17 protein-coding genes are annotated in these 22,140 nt (G+C 70.8%); 5 read left to right on the top strand and 12 right to left on the bottom strand.

Annotation, left to right across the window (positions count from 1 at the left end; all coding sequences use genetic code 11):
- Positions 1 to 747 carry a hypothetical protein gene (locus ABIE67_RS17015; protein ID WP_370258053.1) on the top strand — a complete coding sequence of 249 codons (747 nt, stop codon included), beginning with the start codon at positions 1 to 3 and terminating at the stop codon, positions 745 to 747.
- 75 nt (positions 748 to 822) lie between these two features.
- Here ABIE67_RS17015 and ABIE67_RS17010 read toward each other — a convergent pair whose 3' ends face one another.
- Entirely contained in the window at positions 823 to 4,110 is a 3,288-nt protein-coding gene (locus ABIE67_RS17010; protein ID WP_370268670.1) for a S8 family serine peptidase, read from the bottom strand.
- A gap of 225 nt (positions 4,111 to 4,335) precedes the next feature.
- On the opposite strand from ABIE67_RS17010, the gene ABIE67_RS17005 reads away from it, so the two are divergent.
- The 3 genes from ABIE67_RS17005 (at position 4,336) to ABIE67_RS16995 (ending at position 8,422) form a co-directional block, all read left to right on the top strand.
- On the top strand, positions 4,336 to 4,797 hold the full coding sequence (locus tag ABIE67_RS17005) for an NUDIX hydrolase (protein ID WP_370258050.1): 462 nt from the start codon (positions 4,336 to 4,338) through the stop codon (positions 4,795 to 4,797).
- 491 nt (positions 4,798 to 5,288) lie between these two features.
- Positions 5,289 to 7,079, top strand: a complete 1,791-nt coding sequence (locus ABIE67_RS17000; protein WP_370258046.1) for a TIGR03767 family metallophosphoesterase — start codon at positions 5,289 to 5,291, stop codon at positions 7,077 to 7,079.
- Between the two features lie 101 nt (positions 7,080 to 7,180).
- Positions 7,181 to 8,422: a serine hydrolase domain-containing protein gene (locus ABIE67_RS16995; protein WP_370258043.1), complete on the top strand. Its 1,242-nt coding sequence runs from the start codon at positions 7,181 to 7,183 to the stop codon at positions 8,420 to 8,422.
- Between the two features lie 274 nt (positions 8,423 to 8,696).
- On the opposite strand, the gene ABIE67_RS16990 is transcribed toward ABIE67_RS16995, so the two are convergent.
- Both ABIE67_RS16990 and pepN read right to left on the bottom strand, forming a co-directional pair.
- On the bottom strand, positions 8,697 to 9,746 hold the full coding sequence (locus ABIE67_RS16990; RefSeq protein WP_370258041.1) for a hypothetical protein: 1,050 nt from the start codon (positions 9,744 to 9,746) through the stop codon (positions 8,697 to 8,699).
- A gap of 245 nt (positions 9,747 to 9,991) precedes the next feature.
- Positions 9,992 to 12,568 (bottom strand): aminopeptidase N, encoded by a 2,577-nt coding sequence (gene pepN / locus ABIE67_RS16985; RefSeq protein ID WP_370258038.1) that lies wholly within the window; start codon positions 12,566 to 12,568, stop codon positions 9,992 to 9,994.
- A gap of 145 nt (positions 12,569 to 12,713) precedes the next feature.
- Between pepN and ABIE67_RS16980 the strand changes: the two genes are divergently transcribed.
- The gene (locus tag ABIE67_RS16980; protein WP_370258034.1) at positions 12,714 to 13,352 is read left to right on the top strand and encodes a DsbA family protein; all 639 of its coding nucleotides are present in this window, start codon (positions 12,714 to 12,716) and stop codon (positions 13,350 to 13,352) included.
- A gap of 3 nt (positions 13,353 to 13,355) precedes the next feature.
- Here the strand turns inward: ABIE67_RS16980 and ABIE67_RS16975 are convergent, their stop codons facing one another.
- From ABIE67_RS16975 to ABIE67_RS16935, 9 genes are all read right to left on the bottom strand, one after another.
- Complete coding sequence (locus tag ABIE67_RS16975) at positions 13,356 to 13,592, bottom strand: hypothetical protein (protein ID WP_370258029.1); 237 nt, start codon at positions 13,590 to 13,592, stop codon at positions 13,356 to 13,358.
- Positions 13,592 to 14,647, bottom strand: a complete 1,056-nt coding sequence (locus tag ABIE67_RS16970) for a glycerophosphodiester phosphodiesterase family protein (RefSeq protein WP_370258027.1) — start codon at positions 14,645 to 14,647, stop codon at positions 13,592 to 13,594. Before ABIE67_RS16970 ends, ABIE67_RS16975 begins: the two co-directional genes overlap by 1 nt.
- A gap of 90 nt (positions 14,648 to 14,737) precedes the next feature.
- Positions 14,738 to 16,165: an FGGY family carbohydrate kinase gene (locus tag ABIE67_RS16965; RefSeq protein WP_370258025.1), complete on the bottom strand. Its 1,428-nt coding sequence runs from the start codon at positions 16,163 to 16,165 to the stop codon at positions 14,738 to 14,740.
- A gap of 218 nt (positions 16,166 to 16,383) precedes the next feature.
- Entirely contained in the window at positions 16,384 to 17,412 is a 1,029-nt protein-coding gene (locus ABIE67_RS16960) for a 2-hydroxyacid dehydrogenase (protein WP_370258023.1), read from the bottom strand.
- Entirely contained in the window at positions 17,409 to 18,488 is a 1,080-nt protein-coding gene (locus tag ABIE67_RS16955) for an ABC transporter ATP-binding protein (RefSeq protein WP_370258022.1), read from the bottom strand. Before ABIE67_RS16955 ends, ABIE67_RS16960 begins: the two co-directional genes overlap by 4 nt.
- A gap of 41 nt (positions 18,489 to 18,529) precedes the next feature.
- Positions 18,530 to 19,336 carry a DeoR/GlpR family DNA-binding transcription regulator gene (locus tag ABIE67_RS16950; protein ID WP_370258021.1) on the bottom strand — a complete coding sequence of 269 codons (807 nt, stop codon included), beginning with the start codon at positions 19,334 to 19,336 and terminating at the stop codon, positions 18,530 to 18,532.
- A complete protein-coding gene (locus ABIE67_RS16945; RefSeq protein WP_370258019.1) occupies positions 19,336 to 20,427 on the bottom strand; it encodes an ABC transporter ATP-binding protein in 1,092 nt (363 codons plus the stop codon). The genes ABIE67_RS16950 and ABIE67_RS16945 overlap by 1 nt, the downstream gene beginning before the upstream one ends.
- The gene (locus ABIE67_RS16940) at positions 20,424 to 21,254 is read right to left on the bottom strand and encodes a carbohydrate ABC transporter permease (RefSeq protein WP_370258016.1); all 831 of its coding nucleotides are present in this window, start codon (positions 21,252 to 21,254) and stop codon (positions 20,424 to 20,426) included. The genes ABIE67_RS16945 and ABIE67_RS16940 overlap by 4 nt, the downstream gene beginning before the upstream one ends.
- The gene (locus tag ABIE67_RS16935; RefSeq protein WP_370258013.1) at positions 21,251 to 22,138 is read right to left on the bottom strand and encodes a carbohydrate ABC transporter permease; all 888 of its coding nucleotides are present in this window, start codon (positions 22,136 to 22,138) and stop codon (positions 21,251 to 21,253) included. The genes ABIE67_RS16940 and ABIE67_RS16935 overlap by 4 nt, the downstream gene beginning before the upstream one ends.
- Positions 22,139 to 22,140: the final 2 nt, after the last annotated feature.

Raw genomic sequence — 22,140 nt, 5'->3', positions numbered from 1 at the left:
ATGACCGCCGAGAACGAAGGCCGTACCCGCGCTGACGCGCTGATGGCCGCGGTCACCGACGAGCCGCTCACGGACGGGGCGCGCGCGGACGACGCCTTCATGGCCGAGCACCGGTCGGCTGTCGCCGATGTGGCGCTGCTGCGGGAGCAGCTGGGGATCATCGGGCACGCGCTCGCCGAGCCGGCGGCACCGGCCCCCGAGCCGGAGCCCGACCCCGCCCCCGTTCGCGTACGACAGCCCTCGCCCGCCCGGCGCAGGATGTTCGCCGTGGTCTTCGGCGGGCTCGCCGTGGCCGCCGCCGCGTCCCTGCTGGTGGGCATGGGCTGGCTGTTGACACAGACGGGGGGCGACGCCTCCGACGCGGGGGCCGGTGCCGCCGCCGACAAGCAGGCCTCCGAAGCCGGTGGCACCGCCTTCGGCAGCCCCCACTACCTCGCCTGTTCCCGCCTGGTGGCCGAAGGGGAGGCAACCTCGGTGGAACGGCTCCCCGGTACGACGTCGATCCGCGTCACCCTGCACATGACCCGCTACTACAAGCCGGACAAGCCGGACAAGGATGAGCAGGAGCTGACCTTCGTGGTCGACGAGAACCTCGTCCCGGGCCTGCGCGCGGGCGACCCGGTCCTCATCGGCATCCGCCAGGGCGCCCGCCGGCCCGACTTCTGGTCCGTCGGCGAGCCGAACATCGCCCCCGAGCGGGCCTGGATCACCGCCTTGCTGGCCGAGGCGGGCAAGCTCACCTGCTGAACGAGGCCGAACGAGGCCGAACGACAAGGGGCGGGCGCCCGCACGGACGCCCGCCCCCTACTGTCGTACTCCGGACTACGGCGTGACCTTCTCGATCTTCACGTTGCCCAGGCCCGCGACCGTGCCCCGCGCGTTCAGCAGCCGGACCTGGCCGAAGAACTCACGGCCCTCGGGCGCGGCCGCCGCGGCGGTGACGCTGCCCTTGACCGTGGCCGACTCACCCGTGCCCAGCTTCACCGGCGTCGACTCGTCGACCGTGACGGTGCCGAGCGCGGCGGAGTAGAACACGTCCAGGTAGTCGTAGGCCGTCGAGCCGGCCGGTACCGAGTAGCCGATGACCTCGATGCTGTACTTCCCGGCCGCCGGGTTCGCGACCGAGACCGACTCCTCCGAGTCACCGTCGGCGGAGCTGCCGACCTCGGTGCCGGCCGCGTCGTAGACGACCAGGTCGAGGTCCGCGGCCGCGTCGGAGACGTTGCCGATGGTGACGTCGAGCGACGTGGCGCCCTCGGGCACCTCGACCGTGGTGGTCTGCGTGTCGCCCTCGGCGATGGTCGGACGCGCCGTCTTCGAGGAGCCGAGCGGGCCGCCGGCCGACTTGCCGTCGAGGGCGGCGTAGTTGTTGGTCACCTTCCAGGAGACGGCGGTCGGGGTGCCGACCTTGGCCTCGGGGAGGGTCACGGTCTCCGGGTCGAAGGCCGCGCCCAGGACGGTGACGTCCAGCTTGAACGGGTTGTCGAGCAGTGGCGACGTACGGCGCGACTCGACCTCGATCTCCCAGACGCCGGGCTGCGGGTCGGCGTAGGCACGCACGTCCGGCTTGCAGCCGTTGCCGGCGAGGTAGTTGTTGTAGCAGTACGGCGTGCCGGTGTTGTCGGACGGGGTGCCGTACGGGTGGATGGCGATGAACCGGGTCTGGCTCTTGTCCTTCAGCCCGCCGATCGCGACCTCCAGCGACTTCGCGCCCTCGGGGACGGTCACGAAGTACGACTTGTTGCTGTTGCGCTGCACCGAACCGGACGCCGAGTAGGTGTACTTCAGCGGCGCCGCGACCACGACCGTGTTGAGGACCTGCTTGTCGATGCCCTCCGTGCGCGGGTCGTCGACCTCCAGGATCGCGCTCTTGTTGCCGGCCGAGGACGGCTTGGCGGCGACCTGGACGGTGACCGGCTTGTTCAGGCCGAGGCTGACCTCGTCGGAGCCGACGATCCGGAAGGTGTCACCGGCGTTGTTCTCCAGGTGCAGCTCGTGCCGGATCGCCTTGTCCGCGCCGGACGTACGCGTGATCGTGACGTCGTACGTCTTCTTCTGTCCGGCCTTGAGGCCGCCCTCGCGGTCGTAGACGCCCGTGCCGTAGCCCGGGGTCTTCAGGAACTGGTCGATCGCGGTGTCGACCGGCGCCTTCACGGAGTACTCGTGGGCGGTGGCGCCGTCGCGGATCGAGTCCCAGGCGTCCTCGATGTTGATGAGGCCGGCACCCTCCTCGTACGCCTGAACACCCTTGATGTGATCGGCCGTCGAGGTGAGAGCGGTGCGCAGCTTCGCGGGCGTCAGATCGATGCCCTTCTGCTTGGCGGCGCTCAGCAGCAGCGCGGACGCGCCCGCCGCCTGCGGGGACGCCATCGAGGTGCCCTGGAGCATGCCGTAGCCGGCCGGGAGCGAGTAGCCCGCCTCGGCGACCGGGGCGCCCGGCAGCCAGGTCTGGATGGTGTTGATCGCGGCGCCCGGCGCGGAGAGCGTCGGGGTGAAGCCGCCGTCCTCACGCGGACCGCGCGAGGAGAACGGCATCATCGCGTACGGCTTGGACACGACCGAGCCGTAGTTGGCGGCCCAGGTCTCCTTGGAGATGGTCGCGCCGACCGAGATGACCTTGGCGGCCAGCGCCGGGTCGCCGATGGTGTTGGCGCCGGGACCGGAGTTGCCGGCCGAGATGACCAGCTGCACGCCGTAGGTGTCGATGAGGCGCGTGTACATCTCGGCGCGGGCGTTGTTGCCGTCGTTGAGCGCCGGGAGACCGCCGATGGACATGTTGACGATGTCGACGCCACGGTTGACGACGAGGTCGATCATGCCCTCGGTGAGCGCGATGTTGGTGCAGCCGCCGGTCCAGGTGCAGGCACGGGACGCGACGAGCTTCGCGCCCGGCGCCGCGCCGTTCATCTCGCCGCCGAACATGCCGTTCGCGGCGGTGATGCCGGCGACGTGGGTGCCGTGCTCGGACTCGATGACGCCGATGTTGACGAAGTCGCGCTTCTGGCCGACCCAGTCGCCGCCCAGCGGGTCCATCGGCACGTCCTTGCGGATCTGCACGACGAACGGCTGGCGCTCGGCGACGTCGGTGGCCGGGTCGTCGGTGCCGAAGTACCCGATCTGGAAGCCGTCCTTGTACGGCTTCATCGGGGTGTCGTCACCGAAGTCGTTGTTGTTGTTGAGGTCGACCCGGACGGTGCCGTTCGCGGCGTCGTAGAGGACGCCCCACGAGTCGGTCTTGTCGCCGTCGCGGTTGGCGTCGCCCGCCGCGTCGCCGCCCGTGGTGTACGACTCCAGGAAGGTGCTCACCTGGTACGAACCCGCTGGCGCCGTCCAGGTCCTGCCGCCGTAGGTGAAGGTGGGCCCGGAGACCGAGGTCACCATCGGGCGCCAGGTGCGGTCGCTGTCGAGGAGCGGGTCGGTGGCGGTGACCCAGTCGACGATCTTGCGCTCGCCGGTGCTGGTCTTCTGCAGCGCGGGATGCCCGAGGTCCACACCGCTGTCGAGGATGCCGATGGTGATGCCGCGGCCGTCCGCCTTCGGGTGGTCCTCCACGAAGTCGACGGCGCCCGTCTCGAAGGACGGGTTGTACGGGTTCTCGGCCGGGGTCTTCCTGCCCGGGCCGGAGTACGCGGTCGCCGCGGTCGTCGACTTCTTCGTGTCGACGGCGGGGTCGTCCAGCGGTATCTCCTCGCGCAGGTCGATGCCGTGCACCGAGGAGAGCTTCGCGGCGGCGGCGATGGCCGAGTCGGCCTTGCCGGTGGGGACGGTGGCCCGGACATAGCCGAGCTTGTCGTACGTACGGCCCACAGAGCCGACCGCGTCCAGCTGCGCGGCCACCTTCTCGGTCTGACCGGGCGCGGTCGCGATCATCATCGTGACGTTCTTGTCGCCGTCGGCCTTCGCCTCGGCGAGCAGATCGGCGTCGTCCGAACCGAGCTTGTCGTGCGCGGACTTCACACTCGGGTCCGTCACGGTGGGCGCGGGGTCCGCGGCTATGGCCATGGGTATCGGCCCGGCCGCGGAGAGCGCGGCGACGAGACCGGCGGCCACGGCTATGCGGGCCGCGCGTCTCGGACCCGGCTTGGGTTCGCGCTGGGGGTTGAGGGTCATCGGCATCCCTTGTTGGTAAAGGAGCATCGGCCGTCCGGTATGTGGTCCCGGACGACCGCACAGCCTTACGCAAGGGAAGGATGTTTGGGAAGAGTTGACCGAATCGAAATGAAGAGGTGGGGGAAACCCGCTATGCAATTGGGGTGAGAGGGATGAAAGGCGTAAGTCGCCCGCAAGCCGGAAAATCGCCTGCGCCACTCGCCTCCAGCCGTCTAACGTCCCTACGTGCGGAAGAAGTTGAGGGTGGCGGCCTACGCCATTTGCGTACGTGACGGACAGCTCCTCCTCGCGCGGTCCCCGGCGCCCGGCGGCGGCTTCGAGTGGGTGCTGCCGGGCGGTGGCATGGAGCACGGAGAGGATCCCTACGACACGGTCGTGCGGGAGCTGGAGGAGGAGACCGGCTACCTCGTCGAACCGACCGGGCTGCTCGGCATCGACTCCTCCCACCACACGTTCCCGGGCGGCCGCTTCGGCCGGCCCGTCGACCATCACGGCGTACGGCTCGTCTACGAGGCCCGGATCACCGGCGGCGACCTGCGCTACGAGGCCAACGGCTCGACCGACATGGCGGCCTGGCATCCCCTGGACGACGTGACGGCCCTGACCCGGGTCTCCATGGTCGACAAGGGGCTGTCGCTGTGGCGCGAGCGGCCGGCGGCGGGGCGGATCGGAGCGGCCGGGATCTAGGGGGTGCTTCGAAAGTCCCGCACAGCGCGCCCGCGGCGCCCGGCACGCACCCTCGCCGCACCGGCCAAAGGCCCAAGTACGTCCAGTACGAGGGCCTTCGTCCGGCACTGCCCCAGCCTTCGGCCGGGGGGACCCCCAGGGCACGCACCGGACACCGCGGGCACCGCACGGGACTTTCGAAACACCCCCTAGTCGCCGGGAGCGGGCCGCCGGGAGCCGGCCCGGGAGTCGGCCGCCGGAATCCGGTCGCCGGGAAATAGCTTCCCTACCCGGAAAGATGAACACGGAGTGACCGCGTCCCGGCCGTTCGAGGAGCGGCCGTGGACGCGGAAGGTAGTCCAAGATCGACGTACGGTGATCGGCGTTGCCCGTTGCGGTCATGTTCATGCGCAGGTCATCCCCGCTGCCAACGATCCACAGTGAGCGGGAGGTTCGCTTCGGCGACCGCCCGCGACCACTGCCGACGCGTTCGCACTCGGGGAGATCGCGCCATGTCGCGCATACGCTCTGTCGCCAGCTCCGCGCTGGGGGTCCACCGCCGTACCCTGCTCGCCGCCACCGGAGCGGTGACCCTCTCCGCGGGCGTCGGTTACGCCCTGCGGCCCACGGAGAGTGAGGCCGCCACCACCACCGGCACCGCGAGCGCGCCGGGCGCCGGCGCGGACAACGCCGCCGCCGAGGCCCCCGTCGGTGCCTCCCGCAGGCTGCCGACCGCCCTCGCGCCGTACACCCGCGGCACCACCGTCGCGAACGTCGCCACCCCGACCGGCAGCTCCGGCTACCGCCGGCTCGGCGACGGTCCCGGCTGGAAGCGGGTCGTCCGCGAGAACCTGGCCGCGGCCAGGTCGGGGCGCGAGAAGCGGCGTACGGCCCTCGCGGCCTTCGTGCAGCTCACCGATCTGCACCTGATCGACGCCCAGCACCCGCTCCGCCTCGAGTACCTGCGCTCGACGGACGTGCACGCCTGGCGGCCGCAGGAGGCACTGACCGTGCCCGGCGCGGTGGCGCTGGTCGAGCGCGTCAACGCGCTGCGGGGCGCCCCCGTCACCGGCGCCCCGCTCCACTTCGCCATGACCACCGGCGACAACACGGACAACAACGCCAAGTCCGAGCTGGAGTGGTTCCTGACGGTGATGAGCGGCGGCCGCGTCACCCCGAACACGGGTGACCCGCGGCAGTACGAGGGCGTCCAGAACAGCGGCCTCAAGCTGTACTGGCAGGCCGACGACAGCGTCCGCGACGCCGACAAGCAGCTCGGCTTCCCGTACATCGAGGGCTACCTGGCCGCCGCGATCCGCGAACTGCGCAGCCCCGGCCTGAACATCCCCTGGTACTCCACGGTCGGCAACCACGACGCGATGCCGCTCGGCACCTACGCCTCGCACGCCGACTCCTACCTCACCGACCTCGCGGTCGGCGGCAAGAAGCTCATGCAGGTGTCCGCGGCGGACGCCAAGAAGCTCCAGGACTCCCTCAAGCAGGACAAGGACCCGAGGGGCACCGTCTTCAAGGACTTCCTCAAGGCCCACGCCCGCTCGATGCGCTCGGTCACCCCGGACGAGAGCCGGGCCCCGTTCACGCCGCGGGAGTATCTGCAGGCCCACCTCAACCCGGCGCACCGCGGTCACGGGCCGGTCGGGCACGGCTACTCGACGGCCAACCTGGACGCGGGCACGCAGTACTACAGCTTCCGTATCGCCGACGACGTCATCGGCATCAGCCTCGACACCACCGACCCGGGCGGCCACTACGAAGGGTCCCTCGGGGCGGCGCAGTTCAAGTGGCTGGACCGGACGCTGCGCGAGAACAAGGACTCGTACGCGATCATCTTCAGCCATCACACCAGCAAGACGATGGGCAACCTCCGCCGCGACCCGGCCCGTCCGGGCGAGCGGCGCGTGGGCGGTGCCGAGGTCGTCGAGCTGCTCGCCGGCCACCGCAACGTTCTCGCCTGGGTGAACGGCCACATCCACAAGAACGTCATCACCCCGCACTCCGCCTCCGGCGGCCGCTCCTTCTGGGAGATCTCCACCGCCTCCCACGTCGACTTTCCCCAACTCGCCCGGATCATCGAGGTGGTGGACAACAAGGACGGCACGATCTCCCTGTTCACCACCCTGATCGAGTCCTCGGCCCCGCACCGCACGAACTTCACCGACCACTCCCAGACGGGCCTGGCCGCCCTCTACCGCGAGCTGTCCCTCAACGCGCCCGGGGTCGGCACGAAGCTGGCGGGGGACCGGAAGGACCGCAACACGGAGCTGGTGCTGAAGAAGGGCTGAAAACGCCTCAACCGGCGTGCGGCGCCTCAACCTTTGCACGCGCCCCAGGGTCTTGCTCCCCGACCACGCTCGACGTGAGCGGGAAACAGGGGGAACAGGACATGACCGTACGGATGACACGCACGACCCTGGTGGCGGCGACGGCAGTGGCGCTGTCGGCGGCCCTCGCGGCCCCGGCGCTGGCGGCGGCACCCGCCGGAGCCGGCCACGACACGACCCGCGAGGCCATGGAGGCCGCGGTCGATGCCGGTGTGCCCGGCGTGACGGCCACGGCGAGGGACGACCACGGGACCTGGTCGGCGACGGCGGGCGTCGGCAACCTCAGGACGGGGAAGCCGCGTTCGGCGGACGACCGCTACCGGGTGGGCAGCATCACCAAGACCTTCGTCGCCACGGTGCTGCTCCAGCTGGAGGCGGAGGGCAGGCTGTCCCTGGACGACACGGTGGAGGAGTGGCTGCCGGGCCTGGTGCGGGGCAACGGCCACGACGGCAGCCGCATCACCCTGCGCCGGCTCCTCAACCACACCAGCGGCATCTTCAACTACACGGCGGATGAGGGCTTCGGCCGCACGTACTTCCTCAAGGACGGCTTCTTCGAGCACCGCTACGACACGAAGAAGCCCGAGGAACTCGTCGCGCTCGCCATGACCCACAAGCCCGACTTCGAGCCGGGGACGTCCTGGAACTACTCCAACACCAACTTCGTGCTCGCCGGAATGGTGATCGAGAAGGCCACGGGCCGCCCCTATGGCGACGCGATCCGCGCGCGCATCATCAAGCCGCTGCACCTGACCGCCACGTCCGTCCCCGGTACGCGGGTGACGGTGCCGCAGCCCAGCAGCCGGGCCTACTCCAAGCTGGCCCAGACCGCGACGGGCCCGACGTACGACGTCACGAAGCTCAACCCGTCCCTCGCCTACGCGGCCGGCGAGATGATCTCCGACTCGACCGACCTCAACCGCTTCTACACGGCTCTCCTGCGCGGCAGGCTCCTCCCACGCGAGCAACTGACCGAGATGACCACGACCGTGCCGGTCAACGAGGCCACCGGCTACGGCCTCGGCCTGATGAAGTCCGAGCTGACCTGCGGCGTCACGGTCTGGGGCCACAGTGGCGGCATCCACGGCTCCATATCCGAGGCGGTCACGACGAAGGACGGCCGCCGGTCCCTGGCCTTCAACCTCAACGGCGACTGGTCGGGTGGCACGGGGGCGGTGATCGAGGCCGAGTTCTGCGGGGAGGGGCCGGCGACAACCGGTGGCCGAGCGGGCTCGGACACGAAGCACCGGGTTGATCCGGGCGGCCGGCTGGTGGGCGAACTCATTCCGGAGTTCGACGGCTGAGGCGGCTGAGGCGGCTGGGGCGGCTGGGGCGGCTGGGGCGGGCTGGGGCGACCGGGACCACTGAAGCCACGACCGAGGCCCGTGGCAGTGAGGATCGCCAGCCCCGCCGCCCCGTAGGCCGCATAGCCGGCGCCAGTAACACGCCTCGCAATCCGGGTCTCGTTCCGTCAAGCCGGCGCCGAGCCGCCGAACGGCACGAGGAGGGGCCGCCGGACCCTACCGGGCCCGGCGGCCCCTCCTCTCCCCTCCTGATGCCGCGCGTCCCGGTCCGTCACTACCGGGGCAGCACCACGACATACGCGGCCGGATCACGGTCCGCCGCGGCCATCAGCGCCGTACGGACCACCGCCGCCTGCTGCTCCATCGCGTCCCGGAGCTTCTTCGGGGTGATGTAGACGACCGTGATGCCGAGACCCTCCAGATGCTCGCGCTTGCGGGCGTATTCGGACCAGAGGGCGTCCTCGTCCTGACGGGGGGCGCGGGTGTCGAGTTCGACGGCGACGGCCTGGTCGGGCCAGTAGGCGTCCAGGCCGCCGAGGTGGGGGCCGCCGGGCAGGCGCAGGTCGACGTTCCAGACGGGGTCGGGCAGGCCGTGGACGTGGACCATCTCGTACAGGCGGTCCTCCGCGATCGCGCGGCCCTCGGCGAGCAGGGAGTCCACCGCGTCCACCACGTGCGGGCGGGAGAGAAGCTTCGCCTGGGTCAACTCGCGTACCACCGAGGCCGGTTCGCAGTGGCCGCCGCGGACGGCTTCGGTCAGCAGGCGGCGTACGGCGCCCGCGTCCGTCAGTTCGGCCACCGCGTCGGCCAGGGCGCGGGGGACCGGGGCCACCGGGAGGCCCGTCACCCGCTGGGGGGTGGGGAGCGCGGCAGTGCGCAGGACGCGGGCGCAGCCCGTGGAGCGCAGTCGGCGCATACGGGGAACCAGGACGTCGATCGTGTCCAGCGCGGTCAGCGGCGGCGTGGCGGAGAAGCCGTGCAGGGTCAGCGCCGCGAGGCCCGTGATCACCGCGTCGGGGTAGGCGGGGGCGGTGTGTCCCTCGCCCGGGTTCGGCTGGGACGGCACCCCGGGCGACCGTTCCCGCGCCGCGTACATCAGCACCGCGTGCAGGCGCTCCTCGCTGGTCGGCGGGCCGGGGTGGAGCAGGAACACACCGGGGAGGAACTGCTGCCAGGGTCCGCCGGGGCGGCACTGCTCGTTCATCTCGGCGGGCGAGATGCCGTGCGACTTCAGCTGTGCGGTCGTCATGACACGGCGGTGCACCTCGGAGAGGTGACGCAGGGGGCGGGGGGAGGCCGGGGGGAGCGGGGTGTTGTGGTTCATGACCGGGAGGTTCCCGCGTCCTGTCCGCCCTTTAACCGCTGTTACACGCCCGTCGACAAATTCGGACAACCCGGCACTAAAGGACGGGTGTTCGGATGCCGAGTAGGCACGGAAAACCCCTGGTCCGTTCGGGTTGGACCAGGGGTTACGGCTGCTATTGCCTGAATTCCGTAACGGTCACGGAGGGCCGTGATCGTTGGCCAAAGGTTCTGTGCGGTTGACGCGTCGACGCTGTCCCGGACACCTCAGTCGCGCGCCGCGTCACACTCCTGCCCCCGCAGCCCCCGCGCCAGATCGTCCCGCGCCTCCAGCACCAGCCGCCGCAGCGCCGGCGCCGCGTCCTCGTGGGCCGCCAGCCACGCGTCCGTCGCGTCCAGCGTGGCCTGCGACTGCTGGAGCCCCGGGAACAGGCCCCGGACCACGTCCATCCCGATCTGGATCGACCGCTCGTCCCACACCCGCTCGATCGCCGCGAAGTACTTCTCGGCGTACGGCGCGAGCAGCTCCCGCTGGGACGGCTGGGTGAAGCCGGAGATGGTCGCCTCGACCAGGGCGTTGGACAGCGCGTCGGACTCGACGACCTGCGCCCACGCCTGCGCCTTCACCGCATCCGAGGGCCGGGCGGCGAGGCAGCGCACCTGGTGGCGCTTGCCGGACGCCGTGTCGTCCCGGGCCAGTTCGGCCGCCAGCGCCGACTCGTCCGCGACCCCGTGCGCGGCCAGCGGCTCCAGGAACGTCCAGCGCAGCTCCTGGTCGACGTCCAGTCCCTCGATCTTCTCCGTGCCCTCCAGCAGCCCCCGCAGCAGCCCCAGGTCCTCCGAGCCCGACGCCACCGACGCGAGGAACCGCGCCCACGCCAACTGCTGCTCACTGCCCGGCTCGGCGGCCCGCAGCTCCCGCAGCGCACCCTCGGCGAGCAGCCGTTCGCCGGTCGGCCGCCACCGCGGCGCCACATAGTGGACCAGCGACGAGTCCGCCCACGCGTGCAGCATCTGCAGCACACCGATGTCGGACTCGCGCCCCGCGAACCGCAGCACCAGGTCCACGAAGTCCCGCGCCGGCAGCAGCGCGTCCCGCGTCATGTTCCACAGCGCCGACCAGCACAGGGCACGGGCGAGCGGGTCGGTCATGTCACCGAGACCGGAACGCAGCGTCGCCATCGACGTCTCGTCGAAACGCGTCTTGCAGTACGTCAGGTCCTCGTCGTTCACCAGCACCAGCTCCGGCGCCTCCGCGCCCGCCAGCTCACCCACCACCGTCCGCGGACCCTCGACGTCCACCTCGGCCCGCGCGAACCGCTCCAACGCCCCGCCCGCGCCCCGCCGGTACAGGCCCACGGCGACCCGGTGCGGGCGCAGCTCCGGGTGGGACTCGGCCGCCTCCTGCACCACCGCAAGCTCGTCGACCCGGCCCTCGGCGTCCAGCAGCACCTGCGGGGTCAGTGAGTTCACGCCCGCCGTCTGCAGCCAGGAACGCGACCACGCGCCCATGTCCCGGCCACTGGTCTCCTCCAGTACCGACAGCAGATCCCCGAGGCGCGTGTTGCCGTACGCGTGCCGCTTGAAGTAGCGCCGCGCGCCCTCCAGGAACGCGTCCTGACCGACGTACGCCACGAGCTGCTTCAGTACGGAAGCGCCCTTGGCGTAGGTGATGCCGTCGAAGTTGAGCTTCGCGTCCTGGAGGTCACGGATGTCCGCCGTGATCGGGTGCGTGGAGGGCAGCTGGTCGGCGCGGTACGCCCACGCCTTGCGGCGGTTGGCGAAGGTGATCCAGGCGTCCTTGAAGCGGGTCGCGCCCACGTTCGCGAAGGTGCCCATGAAGTCCGCGAAGGACTCCTTGAGCCACAGGTCGTCCCACCACACCATGGTGACCAGGTCACCGAACCACATGTGCGCCATCTCGTGCAGGACGACGTTCGCCCGGCCCTCGTACGACGCCCGCGTCACCTTGCCGCGGAAGATGAACTCCTCCCGGAAGGTCACCATCCCCGGGTTCTCCATCGCGCCGAGGTTGTACTCGGGCACGAACGCCTGGTCGTACTTCCCGAAGGGGTACGGGTAGTCGAAGTGGTCGTGGAAGAAGTCCAGGCCCTGCTTGGTGACCAGGAAGATGTCGTCGGCGTCGAAGTAGGGGGCGAGACCCTTGCGGCACATGGCGCCGAGGGGGATCTCCAGCGTCGTGCCGTCGGCGAACCTACGCGAGTACGAGTCGGTGACGTAGTGGTACGGGCCGGCCACGACGCAGGTGATGTACGTCGAGATCGGCTTCGTCTCCGCGAACCGCCACACCCCGTCGGTCTGCGAGCCGGCCCCGTTGCTCCACACCGTCCAGCCCTCGGGCGCCCGCACCTCGAAGCGGAACGGCGCCTTGAGGTCCGGCTGCTCGAAGTTGGCGAAGACGCGGCGGGAGTCGGCCGGCTCGTACTGCGTGTAGAGGTAGACCTCGCCGTCCTCGGGGTCGACGAAGCGGTGCAGGCCCTCACCGGTGCGCGAGTAGGCGCACTGGGCGTCGACGATCAGCTCGTTGTCGGCGGCGAGGTCCTCCAGGACGATCCGCGAGCCGTCGAAGACCTCACTCGGGTCCAGGTCCCTGCCGTTGAGGGAGAGGGCCGTCACACTCGGCGCGATCAGGTCCGCGAAGCTGGTCGCGCCGGGCTCGGCGCAGCGGAAGCGGATCGTGGTGACCGAGCGGAAGGTGCGCGGACCGTTCCCGTCCGCCTCGCCGGTCGCGGAACGCACGTCGAGGGACACGTCGTACCCGTCGACGGACAGCAGGGCGGCCCGCTCCCGGGCCTCGTCGCGGGACAGATTCTCACCGGGCACGGGTGGCACTCCCTCGGGTGTGTTCAGTATGCGGACAGCCCGATCCTGCCATGTGCCCCCGACGCGCGGCACCGGGGAATGGCCGGGAGAGCCCGGGCGTTCCCCCAGAGGTTTCGCTGAGACACGCTTGCCTCTGAGGAGAGACATGTCGGACAAGACCCCCGTCGACTTCTGGTTCGACCCTCTGTGCCCCTGGGCCTGGATGACCTCGCGCTGGGTGCAGGAGGTGGAGAAGCTCCGCGACATAGAGGTCCGCTGGCATCTGATGAGCCTGGCCGTCCTCAACGAGGACAAGCTCGACGACCTGCCCGAGGAATACCGCGAACTGCTGGAGACCAAGGCGTGGGGCCCGGTCCGGGTCGTCATAGCCGCGCAGGAGGAGCACGGCGCCGAAGTGCTCGGCGACCTCTACACCGCGCTCGGCACCCGCATCCACAACCAGGGCGAGGGCCCCGGCAAGGAGACGGTCGCCGCCGCCCTGAAGGACGTCGGTCTGCCGGAGTCCCTCCTGGAGCACTGGGACGGCACCGAGTACGAGCCGCAGCTGCGCGCCTCCCACAAGGAGGGCATCGACAAGGTCGGCCAGGAGGTCGGCACCCCGGTCATCGCCGTCCCCGGCGCTGACGGCGAGCAGATCGCCTTCTTCGGCCCGGTCGTCACCCCGGCCCCCAAGGGCGAGGACGCCGCGAAGCTGTGGGACGGCACCCTCGCCGTGGCCTCCGTGCCGGGCTTCTACGAGATCAAGCGGACGCGGACGAAGGGGCCGGACTTCAGCAACCTGTAGGGATCACTTGTCGACGGCGGCCTCCTCCTCGCGGAACCTCTCGGGGAGGAGGCCGCCGTCGCTCTTCTTGAGGTGGCGGTAGTACGACAGACAGCCCTTGGCGGTGCAGCGCCAGTACCAGTCCACGTAGTGGCGAGGGTCCCCCTTCTCCTCGCGGATCGCCGTCTTCTCCTCGTCGTTGACGGGCCGGAAGTCCTCCATGGTGCCGCAGGTCGGGCAGTCCAGCCTGAACGTCCTCATCAGCCCCTCCTCGCCATCACCGCCAGATCCGGGAAGTCGGTCACCACCGCGTCGACCCCCATCCCGTAGTAGACCGCGTACTCCGCGAACGCGTCCCCGAAATCGTTCGCTCCGCTGCCGCGCCGGAACTGAGCCGGCAGGAACTGGTTCTCCGCCCGGAAGGTGTACGGCCCCACCCGCAACCCCGCCGCGTGGGCGTCCGCGAGGACCGACGTGCCGAGGAGCGACGACTTGTCCGGCCCGATCCAGTCCGCGTACGCGGCGATCCGCGCCAGCCCCGCCGGGCTCATCATGTCCTTGTACGTCGTCGGATCACCGGACGAGACCAGGTCGTACGGCCCACCCGTGGTCCCCAGCGCCTGCCACAGCGGCACCCCGAGCCGCTCGGCCGCGATCCGCTTCAGGCTCGTCGGCTCGAAGGACTGCACGACACACTCGCGCCGGCCCAGGCGGTTGCGGCGGATCACCTTCGCCAGCTGCGGCTCCAAAGGCAGGCCCAGGCCGCGGAAGTACGTCGGGTGCTTGGTCTCCGGGAAGACGGCGATCGTCCGGCCGTACGCCTTCGAGAGCTTCCGTGCGAGGTCCACGACCTCCTGGAAGGTGAGGACCTGATCCCGGCCGTCGAAGACCGTGTTGCGGTTGCGGACCAGCGGCAGCCGCTCCACCGCCCGCAGCGTCTTCAGCTCCGCCAGCGTGAAGTCCTCGGTGAACCAGCCGGTCACCGCCCGCCCGTCCACAGTCCTGGTGGTGCGGCGGTCCGCGAACTCTGGGTGCGCCGCCACGTCCGTCGTCTGCGAGATCTCGTTCTCGTGCCGGACGACCAGGACGTGGTCCTTCGTCGGGACGAGGTCCGGTTCGATCCAGTCGGCGCCGGTCTGCACGGCGTGGGTGTAGGAGGCCGCGGTGTGTTCGGGGCGCCAGCCGGCGGCACCGCGGTGGCCGATGACGACCGGCCGTCCCGGGGGACGGGAGTCGGCGGCCGCGGGCGTGGGTACGGTGGCGGCCACCGTGGTGCCGGCGGCCGCGAGCAGCAGGGATCTACGTCTCGGGTGCATGCAACTCCCTTTCGGCGTCAGGCTCTTGCGTGCGGCTCCTGCGTGCAGCTCTTGCGTGCGGCTCTTGCTTGCGGCTTTCAGTACGGCTGATCAGCTTCGGGCCCGGCGGCGCGCCTCGGACAGGCGCGTCAGGTGCTCCTCGTACGCCTGCGCGTAGTACGCCGCCCGCCCCGCATCCGGCTCGACGACCGCCGTCGGCCGCGTCCACGCCTCCGCGTCCAGCGCCACCCCGTACCGCTCCGCCGCCGCCAGCACCGCGCCCCGCGCGCCCACCTCGCCCTCGACCACCCTGAGCGGCCGCCCGAGGACATCGGCGAGCAGCCGCATCCAGGCCGGGCTGCGCGTACCGCCACCGCACACGGCCAGCGTCCCGGTGAGGCCCGCCGCCTGAAGACAGTGCCGGGCCGCGTAGCCGATGCCCTCGCAGGTCGCCCGGACCAGATCGGCGCGGGTCGACTCCAGGGAGACACCGGTCAGTTCGGCGCGCAGCCGAGGTTCGACGAAGGGGGCGCGTTCGCCGGAGGGCGCGAAGTACGGCAGGACGCGTACGCCGTTCGCCCCCGGCGGGGTCTCGGCCAGCAGCCCGTCGACCTCCTCGTGCCGGACGCCCGTCGTCGACAGCACCCAGTCCAGCGCCGCCGTCCCGACCATCGCGGGCATCGCGCGCAGCCAGTGCCCCGGCCGGTCGGTGTTGATGTACAGGCCGGCCGGTTCGCCGGTCAGGTCGAGGTCGGTGGTCGCGACCAGGCTGGCCAGGCAGGTGCCGACGATGAGGAGTCCGTCGCCGGGGGACGTCACCCCCGCGCCGAGTGCGCACGCCGGGAGGTCGTACGGTCCGTTCGCGATGCGCGTCCCGGGTGGGAGGCCCTCGGCGTGCGTCTCGGCGGTCGCGACCGGGTCGCTGACGGGGGCGAGGAGTCCGCGGCGGTGGGTGAGGCCGAGGAGTTCGACGACGCGGTTGTCGTATGCGCGGGTCCGGGGGTCGAGGAAGGGCATGGAGGCGTCCGACACGTCCGTGGTGGCCCGACGTCGTCCGGTCAGCCGCTGGAACACCATGTCCTTGCAGTAGACGGCTGCGGACGCCTCGTCCAGCGCCTTCGGCTCATGGCTGTCCAGCCACGCCAGCAGCGGCCCGGGACACCCCGGGAACATCGCGCTCCCCGTCCGCCGGAACACCGTCTCGAACGTGCCGTCCGCCAGCCAGCGGTCGACCAGTTCGTGTGCCCGGCCGTCCATCCAGGAGGCCGCGGGCCGTACGGGGCGGCCTTCCGCGTCGACCAGCCATACGCCGTCGCCCTGCCCGGTGAGCCCGGCCAGCTCGACCGGTTGGGGGACGCGCTCGGTGACCTCGCCGAGGACGGCGACCACCGCCCCGTACACCTCGTCCATATCCTGCTCGACGACGCCGCCGTGCAGGGCGAGCCCCACCGGGCGGGACGCCACGGCCAGTTCGCGGCCCTCGGCGTCGAAGGCGGCCGCCTTGACTGTGGACGTGCCTACGTCGATTCCTACGTACATTGCCACCACCCACCTCTTTGTTTGGCTCCGTTCGCCTCCGGGGCGCCACATGCCGGTGTCGAGAGGGCGATCGTGCTCGACCCTTCGGGCCTCCGCGCGTTCGCCCTCTCGACACCGGCGCGCCCCTACGGCTCTCTCGCGGCCGGTGTCGTCGGCCCGGTGGAAGTTGGTGGGCTCTCACCCGGCGCCTCGCTGGGCCCTTCACCTGGCCGTCGCCCCTAAGTCAGACAGTGGGCCAGCGGCTCCCCGCGTGCCCAGCGGCCCACCTCTGCGGCGGCGATCGCCGCCGCCTTCTCCGCCACCGCGCGGGACGCCCCGCCCAGGTGTGGGGTGAGGACCACGCGGTCGGCCAGGGCGCGCAGGCGGGAGTCCGGGGGTAGCGGCTCCCGTACGTAGGTGTCGAGTGCCGCTGCCGACAGATGACCGCTCGCCAGCGCGTCGCACAGTGCCTCCTCGTCCAGCAAGGGGCCCCGCGCCGCGTTCACCACGACCGCGCCCTCCGGCAGCAGGGCGAGCTCACGGGCGCCGATCAGGTTCCGGGTCTCGGTGGTGAGGCGGGCGTGCAGCGTGATCACCCGGGAGATGTGGAGGAGTTCGTCGAGGGACGCCATCCGTAGGCCGTGGATCTCGCCGTGGACGTACGGGTCGTACACCATCACGCGTGCCCCGAACGCGCACAGCACGCGCGCGACCCTGCTGCCCACGGCCCCGTAGCCGACCAGCCCGACCGGCAGGTCCTCCAGCTCCAGGCCGCTGTGCTCGTAGGTGTAGTAGGTCGCCCCCTCCCAACTGGCCTGCCGGGCGAGGAGATCGTGGGCCTGGGGGATGCGGCGCAGGGCCGCCAGCATCATGCCGACCGTGAACTCGGCGGTGGCGGCGGCGTTGCGGCCGGGGGCGTAGCAGACCCGGACGTCGTGCCGTTTGGCCGCATCGAGGTTGACGTTCACCGGGCCGCCCCGGCAGACGACCACCAGCCGCAGGTCGGGGCAGGCGTCGAGGACGCGCTCCGTCACCGGGCCCATCTGGGTGACCAGCACCTGGGCGCCGGTGAGCGCCTCGATCAGTTCGTCCTGGGCGTCGCTCGCCTCCGTCACCTCGGCCACCGGGCCGAAGGGGTCCAGCGGCCAGCCCAGAGTCAACTCGCTGACGTCGCAGGTGAGTTCGTGGCTGATCGCCTGAGTGATGAGCGACGGCAGGATGAAGTGGTCGCCCGCGGCCACCACGCGCACGCTGGTCCCGTTGGTCATCGCAGGGAGTCTCCTGTCTCGGCGTCGAAGACATGGGTGAGGTGAGGGTCGGCGGTGACATGGACGCGGTCGTCGTGGGCGAGGCGGACCTCGGGGGCGGTGAGGACGACGAGGGGCTTCTCGACGCCGTCGAGGGTGAGGGTCGCGATGCCCGACTCAAGGAGGGGTTCGTGGGCGATCACGCGGGCGGGCAGGCCGTCCTCGCCCGTGAGGGAGAGGTCCTCGGGGCGGATTCCGACCACCACCTCACGGCCCGTCGGTACCGGTACCGGCAGGGCGATCCGCAGGGTGGGGGAGAGGCGGGCGTGGGCGTCGGACTCCGCGGTGCCGGGGAGGAGGTTGATCGCGGGCTCGCCGACGAAGTCCGCCACGAAGACGTTGGCGGGGCTGTCGTAGATCTCGTACGGGGTGCCCAGCTGCTGGATCACGCCGTCCTTCATCACGGCGATCCGGTCGGCGAGGGAGAGGGCCTCCTCCTGGTCGTGGGTGACCAGGATGGTGGTGTGGCCCAGGTCGCGCTGGATGCGCTTGAGTTCGCGGCGGGTGGTGTCGCGCTGGGCCGCGTCCAGGTGGGAGAGGGGCTCGTCGAGGAGGAGGACGTCCGGTTCGCGGATCAGGGCGCGGGCCAGGGACACGCGCTGCTTCTGGCCGCTGGACAGGCCGGCCGGACGGGCGTCGAGGATGCCGGTGAGCCCGACCCGCTCGGCGATCTCGCCCACCTTGCGGTCGACGTCACCCCTCGCGGCCTTCCTCCGCGCCTTCAGCCCGAACGCCAGGTTCTCCGCCACCGTCAGCGGCGGATACAGCGCGTAGTTCTCGAACGCCACCCCGATGTTCCGTCGCTGCGCGGGCAACCTGACCACCGACGCACCGCCCACGCGGATGTCCCCGCCGGTCACCGCCTCCAGCCCGGCGATCATCCGCAGGGTCGTCGACTTGCCGCACCCGGACGGCCCGAGCAGCCCGAGCAGCTCCCCGGATGCGAGGCTCAGGTCGACACCGCGTACGGCGTCGACGGCCGGCCGTCCCCGCGCCCGGTAGGTCTTGCGCAGTTCACTCAGCTCCAGTCCCGTCATGGCCGTCCCCTCTTCATGGCTCGTTCGCCTCCGGCGCGCCCCTACGGCTCACTCACCGGCGTCGCGCACACCTCGTAACGGACCTTGTGCTCGTCCAGGTCCCGCAGCGCCTCCGCCGACGCCCCGTCGTCCACGAGGAGCAGGTCGAAGCGGGACAGCGGGACGACCCGGTGCAGGGCGACCCGGCCGAGCTTGGTGTGGTCGATCAGCAGGACGTTCCGCGCGGCCGCGTCGAGCATCGCCCGCTTCACGGACACGATGTGCTGTTCCTGGTGGTAGGAGTAGCCGCCGTGCACGGCCGACGTGGACGCGAAGCAGACGTCCACCCGCAGCTGCCCGACCGCCTCCACGCAGGACACGCCCAGGAAGGACGAGTGCAGCGGGTCGTAGTCGCCGCCCAGCGCCATCAGGTGGATGCCCCGCTGGTCCGACAGCAGGTTGATCGCCTCCAGGAAGTTGGTGACGACCGTGAGCGGGGTGATCTCCCCGAGGCGCAGTCTGCGGGCTATCTCCAGGGTGGACGTGGAGTCGTCCAGCAGGATCGCCATGCCGGGCTCTATGTGCTTCAGCGCCTGCTCGGCGACGGCGGCCTTCTCCTTCCGCATGCTCTTCAGCCGGTACTGCACGTTCGACTCGAACACACCCGACGGCTGTGCGGTCACGCCGCCCCTGAACTTCCGTACGATTCCCTGCCGTTCGAGCTCGTCCAGGTCCCGGTGGATGGTCATCAGGCTCACCCCGAAACGCTCGGCCAGCTCGGCCGCGGTCGCCGAACCGTCGGCCAGCACCCGCTCGGCCATGGCGGCCTGCCGGGCCGCGGGCCCCTGCTGTGCCCCACTGCTGCTCATCACGCGCTCTTCTCGATCCGTCGTCCTGGACGCTCCGGCCGGTCGGCCTCGAACAGCAGCAGGTTCTCAGGCCGGACCCACAGCCGTACCGGATCGTCGGGCCGCAGGTGCGCCGCGTCGCCGCGCGGGGCGACCAGCGACACCTGCTGCCCGCCGGTCCGCACGGTGACCTCGACGGACCGGCCGAGCACCTCGGTGACGTACACGGTGCCGGTGAGCTCGTGGCCGTCGCCGTTCAGCGCGAGGTCGCGGGGGCGTACGCCGACCAGGACCTCGGTCCCCGGGGCCGCCTGCGCCCGGACCGGCAGCTCGACCCCGCCGTCCGACCGCACGCCGGTCCCCGTCACCACGCCCGGCAGCAGGTTGATCCGGGGCCGCCCGAAGGCACGGGCCACCTCCGTGTCGTACGGCTCGTACCAGATCTCCTCCCGGGTGCCCGTCTGCACGATCCGTCCGTCCCGGATGACCCCGATCCGGTCGCCGAGGGCCAGCGCCTCGACCGAGTCGTGGGTGACGTACAGGGTGGTCGTGCGCTGCACCGCCCCGATCGCCTTCAGCTCGGCCCGCATCTGCTGGCGCAGCTTGGCGTCCAGGTGGGAGAGGGGTTCGTCGAGGAGGAAGGCGCGGGCCGGACGGACCAGGACCCGGCCGAGGGCCACGCGCTGCCGCTGGCCGTTGGACAGCTGCCCGACGGGGCGGTCCAACAGGGCGGAGATGCCGAGGAGTTCGGCGATCTCGCCGATCCGCTTCCGGGCCCGGTCGGCGGGGAGGCGGTGGCGGGGGGAGCGGAGCGGGGAGGCGAGGTTGTCGTAGGCCGACTTGTGCGGGTAGAGGGCGTAGCTCTCGAAGCACATCGCCACGCCACGGTCGTAGGGCTCGACGCCGCGCATGTCCTTGCCGTCGAGCTCGACCGTGCCGGCGTCGGGCTGTTCGAGACCGGCGACCGTCTTGAGGGTGGTCGTCTTGCCCGCGCCGGACGGGCCGAGGAGGCAGAAGAACTCGCCCTCCGCCACGTCCAGTTCCAGTCCGTCGAGGGCCGTGTTCCTCCCGTACGTCTTGCGGATCCCGCGCAGCGCGATGGCCGTGCTCATGACTTCACCGCCCCGAACGACAGGCCCCGCACCAGATACCGCTGGATCGTCAGTGCCAGCAGCAGGGGCGGTACGACGGAGACGAGCGCGGCGGCCGCCGTCAGGTTGTACTTGGGCCGGTCGCCGCCGAGGAAGGACAGGGCGCCCACGGTCACGGTCTGGGCCTCGTTGGAGGTGAGGATGAGGGGGAAGACGAAGTTGTTCCAGGCGAAGATGAAGGCGAGGAGCGATACGGCCGCCACACCTGGCTTCACCAGGGGGAGGGCCACCTTCATGAACGCCTGCTTGCGGGTGTAGCCGTCCAGCAGTGCCGCCTGCTCCAGTTCTGGCGTGAGGTCGGCGAAGTAGGACCGCATGATCCACACGATCAGCGGCAGGGTGACGAGCTGGAGCACCCACACCATGCCGACGTAGGTGTCGAAGAGTCCGAGCTTCTGGTACAGCACGAACAGCGGGATGATCACGGTGAGTTCGGGCGCGAACCGGAACGACAGCAGCGTGAACATCAGGTTCTCGGAGCCCTTGAACCGCCAGCGTGCCGAGGCGTACGCGGCCGGCAGGCCCACGAGGAGGGAGAGGGCCACCGCGCCCAGCGACACCACCAGGCTGTTGACGAAGAAGCGGACGAACGGGATGCCCTCGCTGTCGCCGAGGACCGTGCGGTAGCCGTCGAGGGTGGGGGAGAAGGAGAAGTACGTCGAGAAGAGCTCGTTCGTCGGCTTCAGGGAGAGGATCACCATCCAGGCGATCGGGAAGAGGGCGAAGACGAAGTAGACGATGAGGGCGGCGTCCGCGAGCCACCCCAACAGGCGTTTGCGCAAGGTCACTTGGCCGACACCTCCGCCGCCTTCCGCTGGATCTTCCCCAGGTGCTTCACCAGCACCATCGCGGCGAGATACACCACGGCCCACAGCACGATCGTGTAGCTGATCCCGAACGAGTACCGCTGGAAGCGGATCGCCTCCAGATACGCCCGGATCTGCAGGACGACGGTCGAGTCGCCCGGCCCGCCCTCCGTCAAGGCGTAGATGATGTCGAACACCTTCAGCGAGTCCATGAAGCGGAAGATCACCGCGACGAGGACGTACGGCCACAGCATCGGCAGCGTGAGGCGCCGGAAGGTGTACCACCAGCCCGCCCCGTCGACGGCCGCCGCCTCGAAGGGGGAGGTGGGCAGCGAGCGCAGGCCGGCGAGGGCGAGGATCGCCACGAACGGGGTGTAGACCCAGACGTCCACCGCGATCGACGACAGCAGGGCGCCGGTCGGGGTGTCCGTCCACTGGACTCCGCCCAGCCCGAAGGGTCTCAGCAGATAGTTGATCACCCCCACGGACGGCTGGAGCATCAGCTTCCAGATGATCGCCGCGATCACCGGCGCGATCATCAGCGGCAGGATGAGGATCTTCTCCAGCACCCGCCCGACGATCGTCGACCGGTGCAGCAGCAGGGCGACGGTCACGCCCAGCACGGTCTCGACGGCGGCCGCCCCGACCGCGTACAGCACCGTCACCCACGCCGAGTTCCAGAAGGCCTCCTGTGTGAAGACGGTCTCGTAGTTCTCGAACCGCACCATGTCCGGCTGCGGTTTGCTCGCCGAGAAGTCGAACAGCGTGTAGTAGAGGCCGAGCCCGAAGGGGTAGAGAATCCCGCAGGTCAGCAGCAGGGCGGGGACGATCAGGACGTACGGGCGAAGGGCCAGCCGCCATCCCATCG

The organism is Streptomyces sp. V4I8, from assembly GCF_041261225.1.
GTDB lineage: Bacteria > Actinomycetota > Actinomycetes > Streptomycetales > Streptomycetaceae > Streptomyces.
The sequence above is the reverse complement of the archived record's forward strand: the minus strand, read 5'-3'. Positions and strand labels throughout refer to the sequence as shown.

What these genes read in the sequence shown, in the direction of transcription:
- ABIE67_RS17015 (WP_370258053.1), top strand. Translation starts at nt 1, where the DNA reads ATGACCGCCGAGAACGAAGGCCGTACCCGCGCTGACGCGCTGATGGCC.
- ABIE67_RS17010 (WP_370268670.1), bottom strand. Translation starts at nt 4,110, where the DNA reads ATGACCCTCAACCCCCAGCGCGAACCCAAGCCGGGTCCGAGACGCGCG.
- ABIE67_RS17000 (WP_370258046.1), top strand. Translation starts at nt 5,289, where the DNA reads ATGTCGCGCATACGCTCTGTCGCCAGCTCCGCGCTGGGGGTCCACCGC.
- ABIE67_RS16995 (WP_370258043.1), top strand. Translation starts at nt 7,181, where the DNA reads ATGACCGTACGGATGACACGCACGACCCTGGTGGCGGCGACGGCAGTG.
- ABIE67_RS16990 (WP_370258041.1), bottom strand. Translation starts at nt 9,746, where the DNA reads ATGAACCACAACACCCCGCTCCCCCCGGCCTCCCCCCGCCCCCTGCGT.
- ABIE67_RS16980 (WP_370258034.1), top strand. Translation starts at nt 12,714, where the DNA reads ATGTCGGACAAGACCCCCGTCGACTTCTGGTTCGACCCTCTGTGCCCC.
- ABIE67_RS16975 (WP_370258029.1), bottom strand. Translation starts at nt 13,592, where the DNA reads ATGAGGACGTTCAGGCTGGACTGCCCGACCTGCGGCACCATGGAGGAC.
- ABIE67_RS16970 (WP_370258027.1), bottom strand. Translation starts at nt 14,647, where the DNA reads ATGCACCCGAGACGTAGATCCCTGCTGCTCGCGGCCGCCGGCACCACG.
- ABIE67_RS16965 (WP_370258025.1), bottom strand. Translation starts at nt 16,165, where the DNA reads ATGTACGTAGGAATCGACGTAGGCACGTCCACAGTCAAGGCGGCCGCC.
- ABIE67_RS16960 (WP_370258023.1), bottom strand. Translation starts at nt 17,412, where the DNA reads ATGACCAACGGGACCAGCGTGCGCGTGGTGGCCGCGGGCGACCACTTC.
- ABIE67_RS16955 (WP_370258022.1), bottom strand. Translation starts at nt 18,488, where the DNA reads ATGACGGGACTGGAGCTGAGTGAACTGCGCAAGACCTACCGGGCGCGG.
- ABIE67_RS16950 (WP_370258021.1), bottom strand. Translation starts at nt 19,336, where the DNA reads ATGAGCAGCAGTGGGGCACAGCAGGGGCCCGCGGCCCGGCAGGCCGCC.
- ABIE67_RS16945 (WP_370258019.1), bottom strand. Translation starts at nt 20,427, where the DNA reads ATGAGCACGGCCATCGCGCTGCGCGGGATCCGCAAGACGTACGGGAGG.
- ABIE67_RS16935 (WP_370258013.1), bottom strand. Translation starts at nt 22,138, where the DNA reads ATGGGATGGCGGCTGGCCCTTCGCCCGTACGTCCTGATCGTCCCCGCC.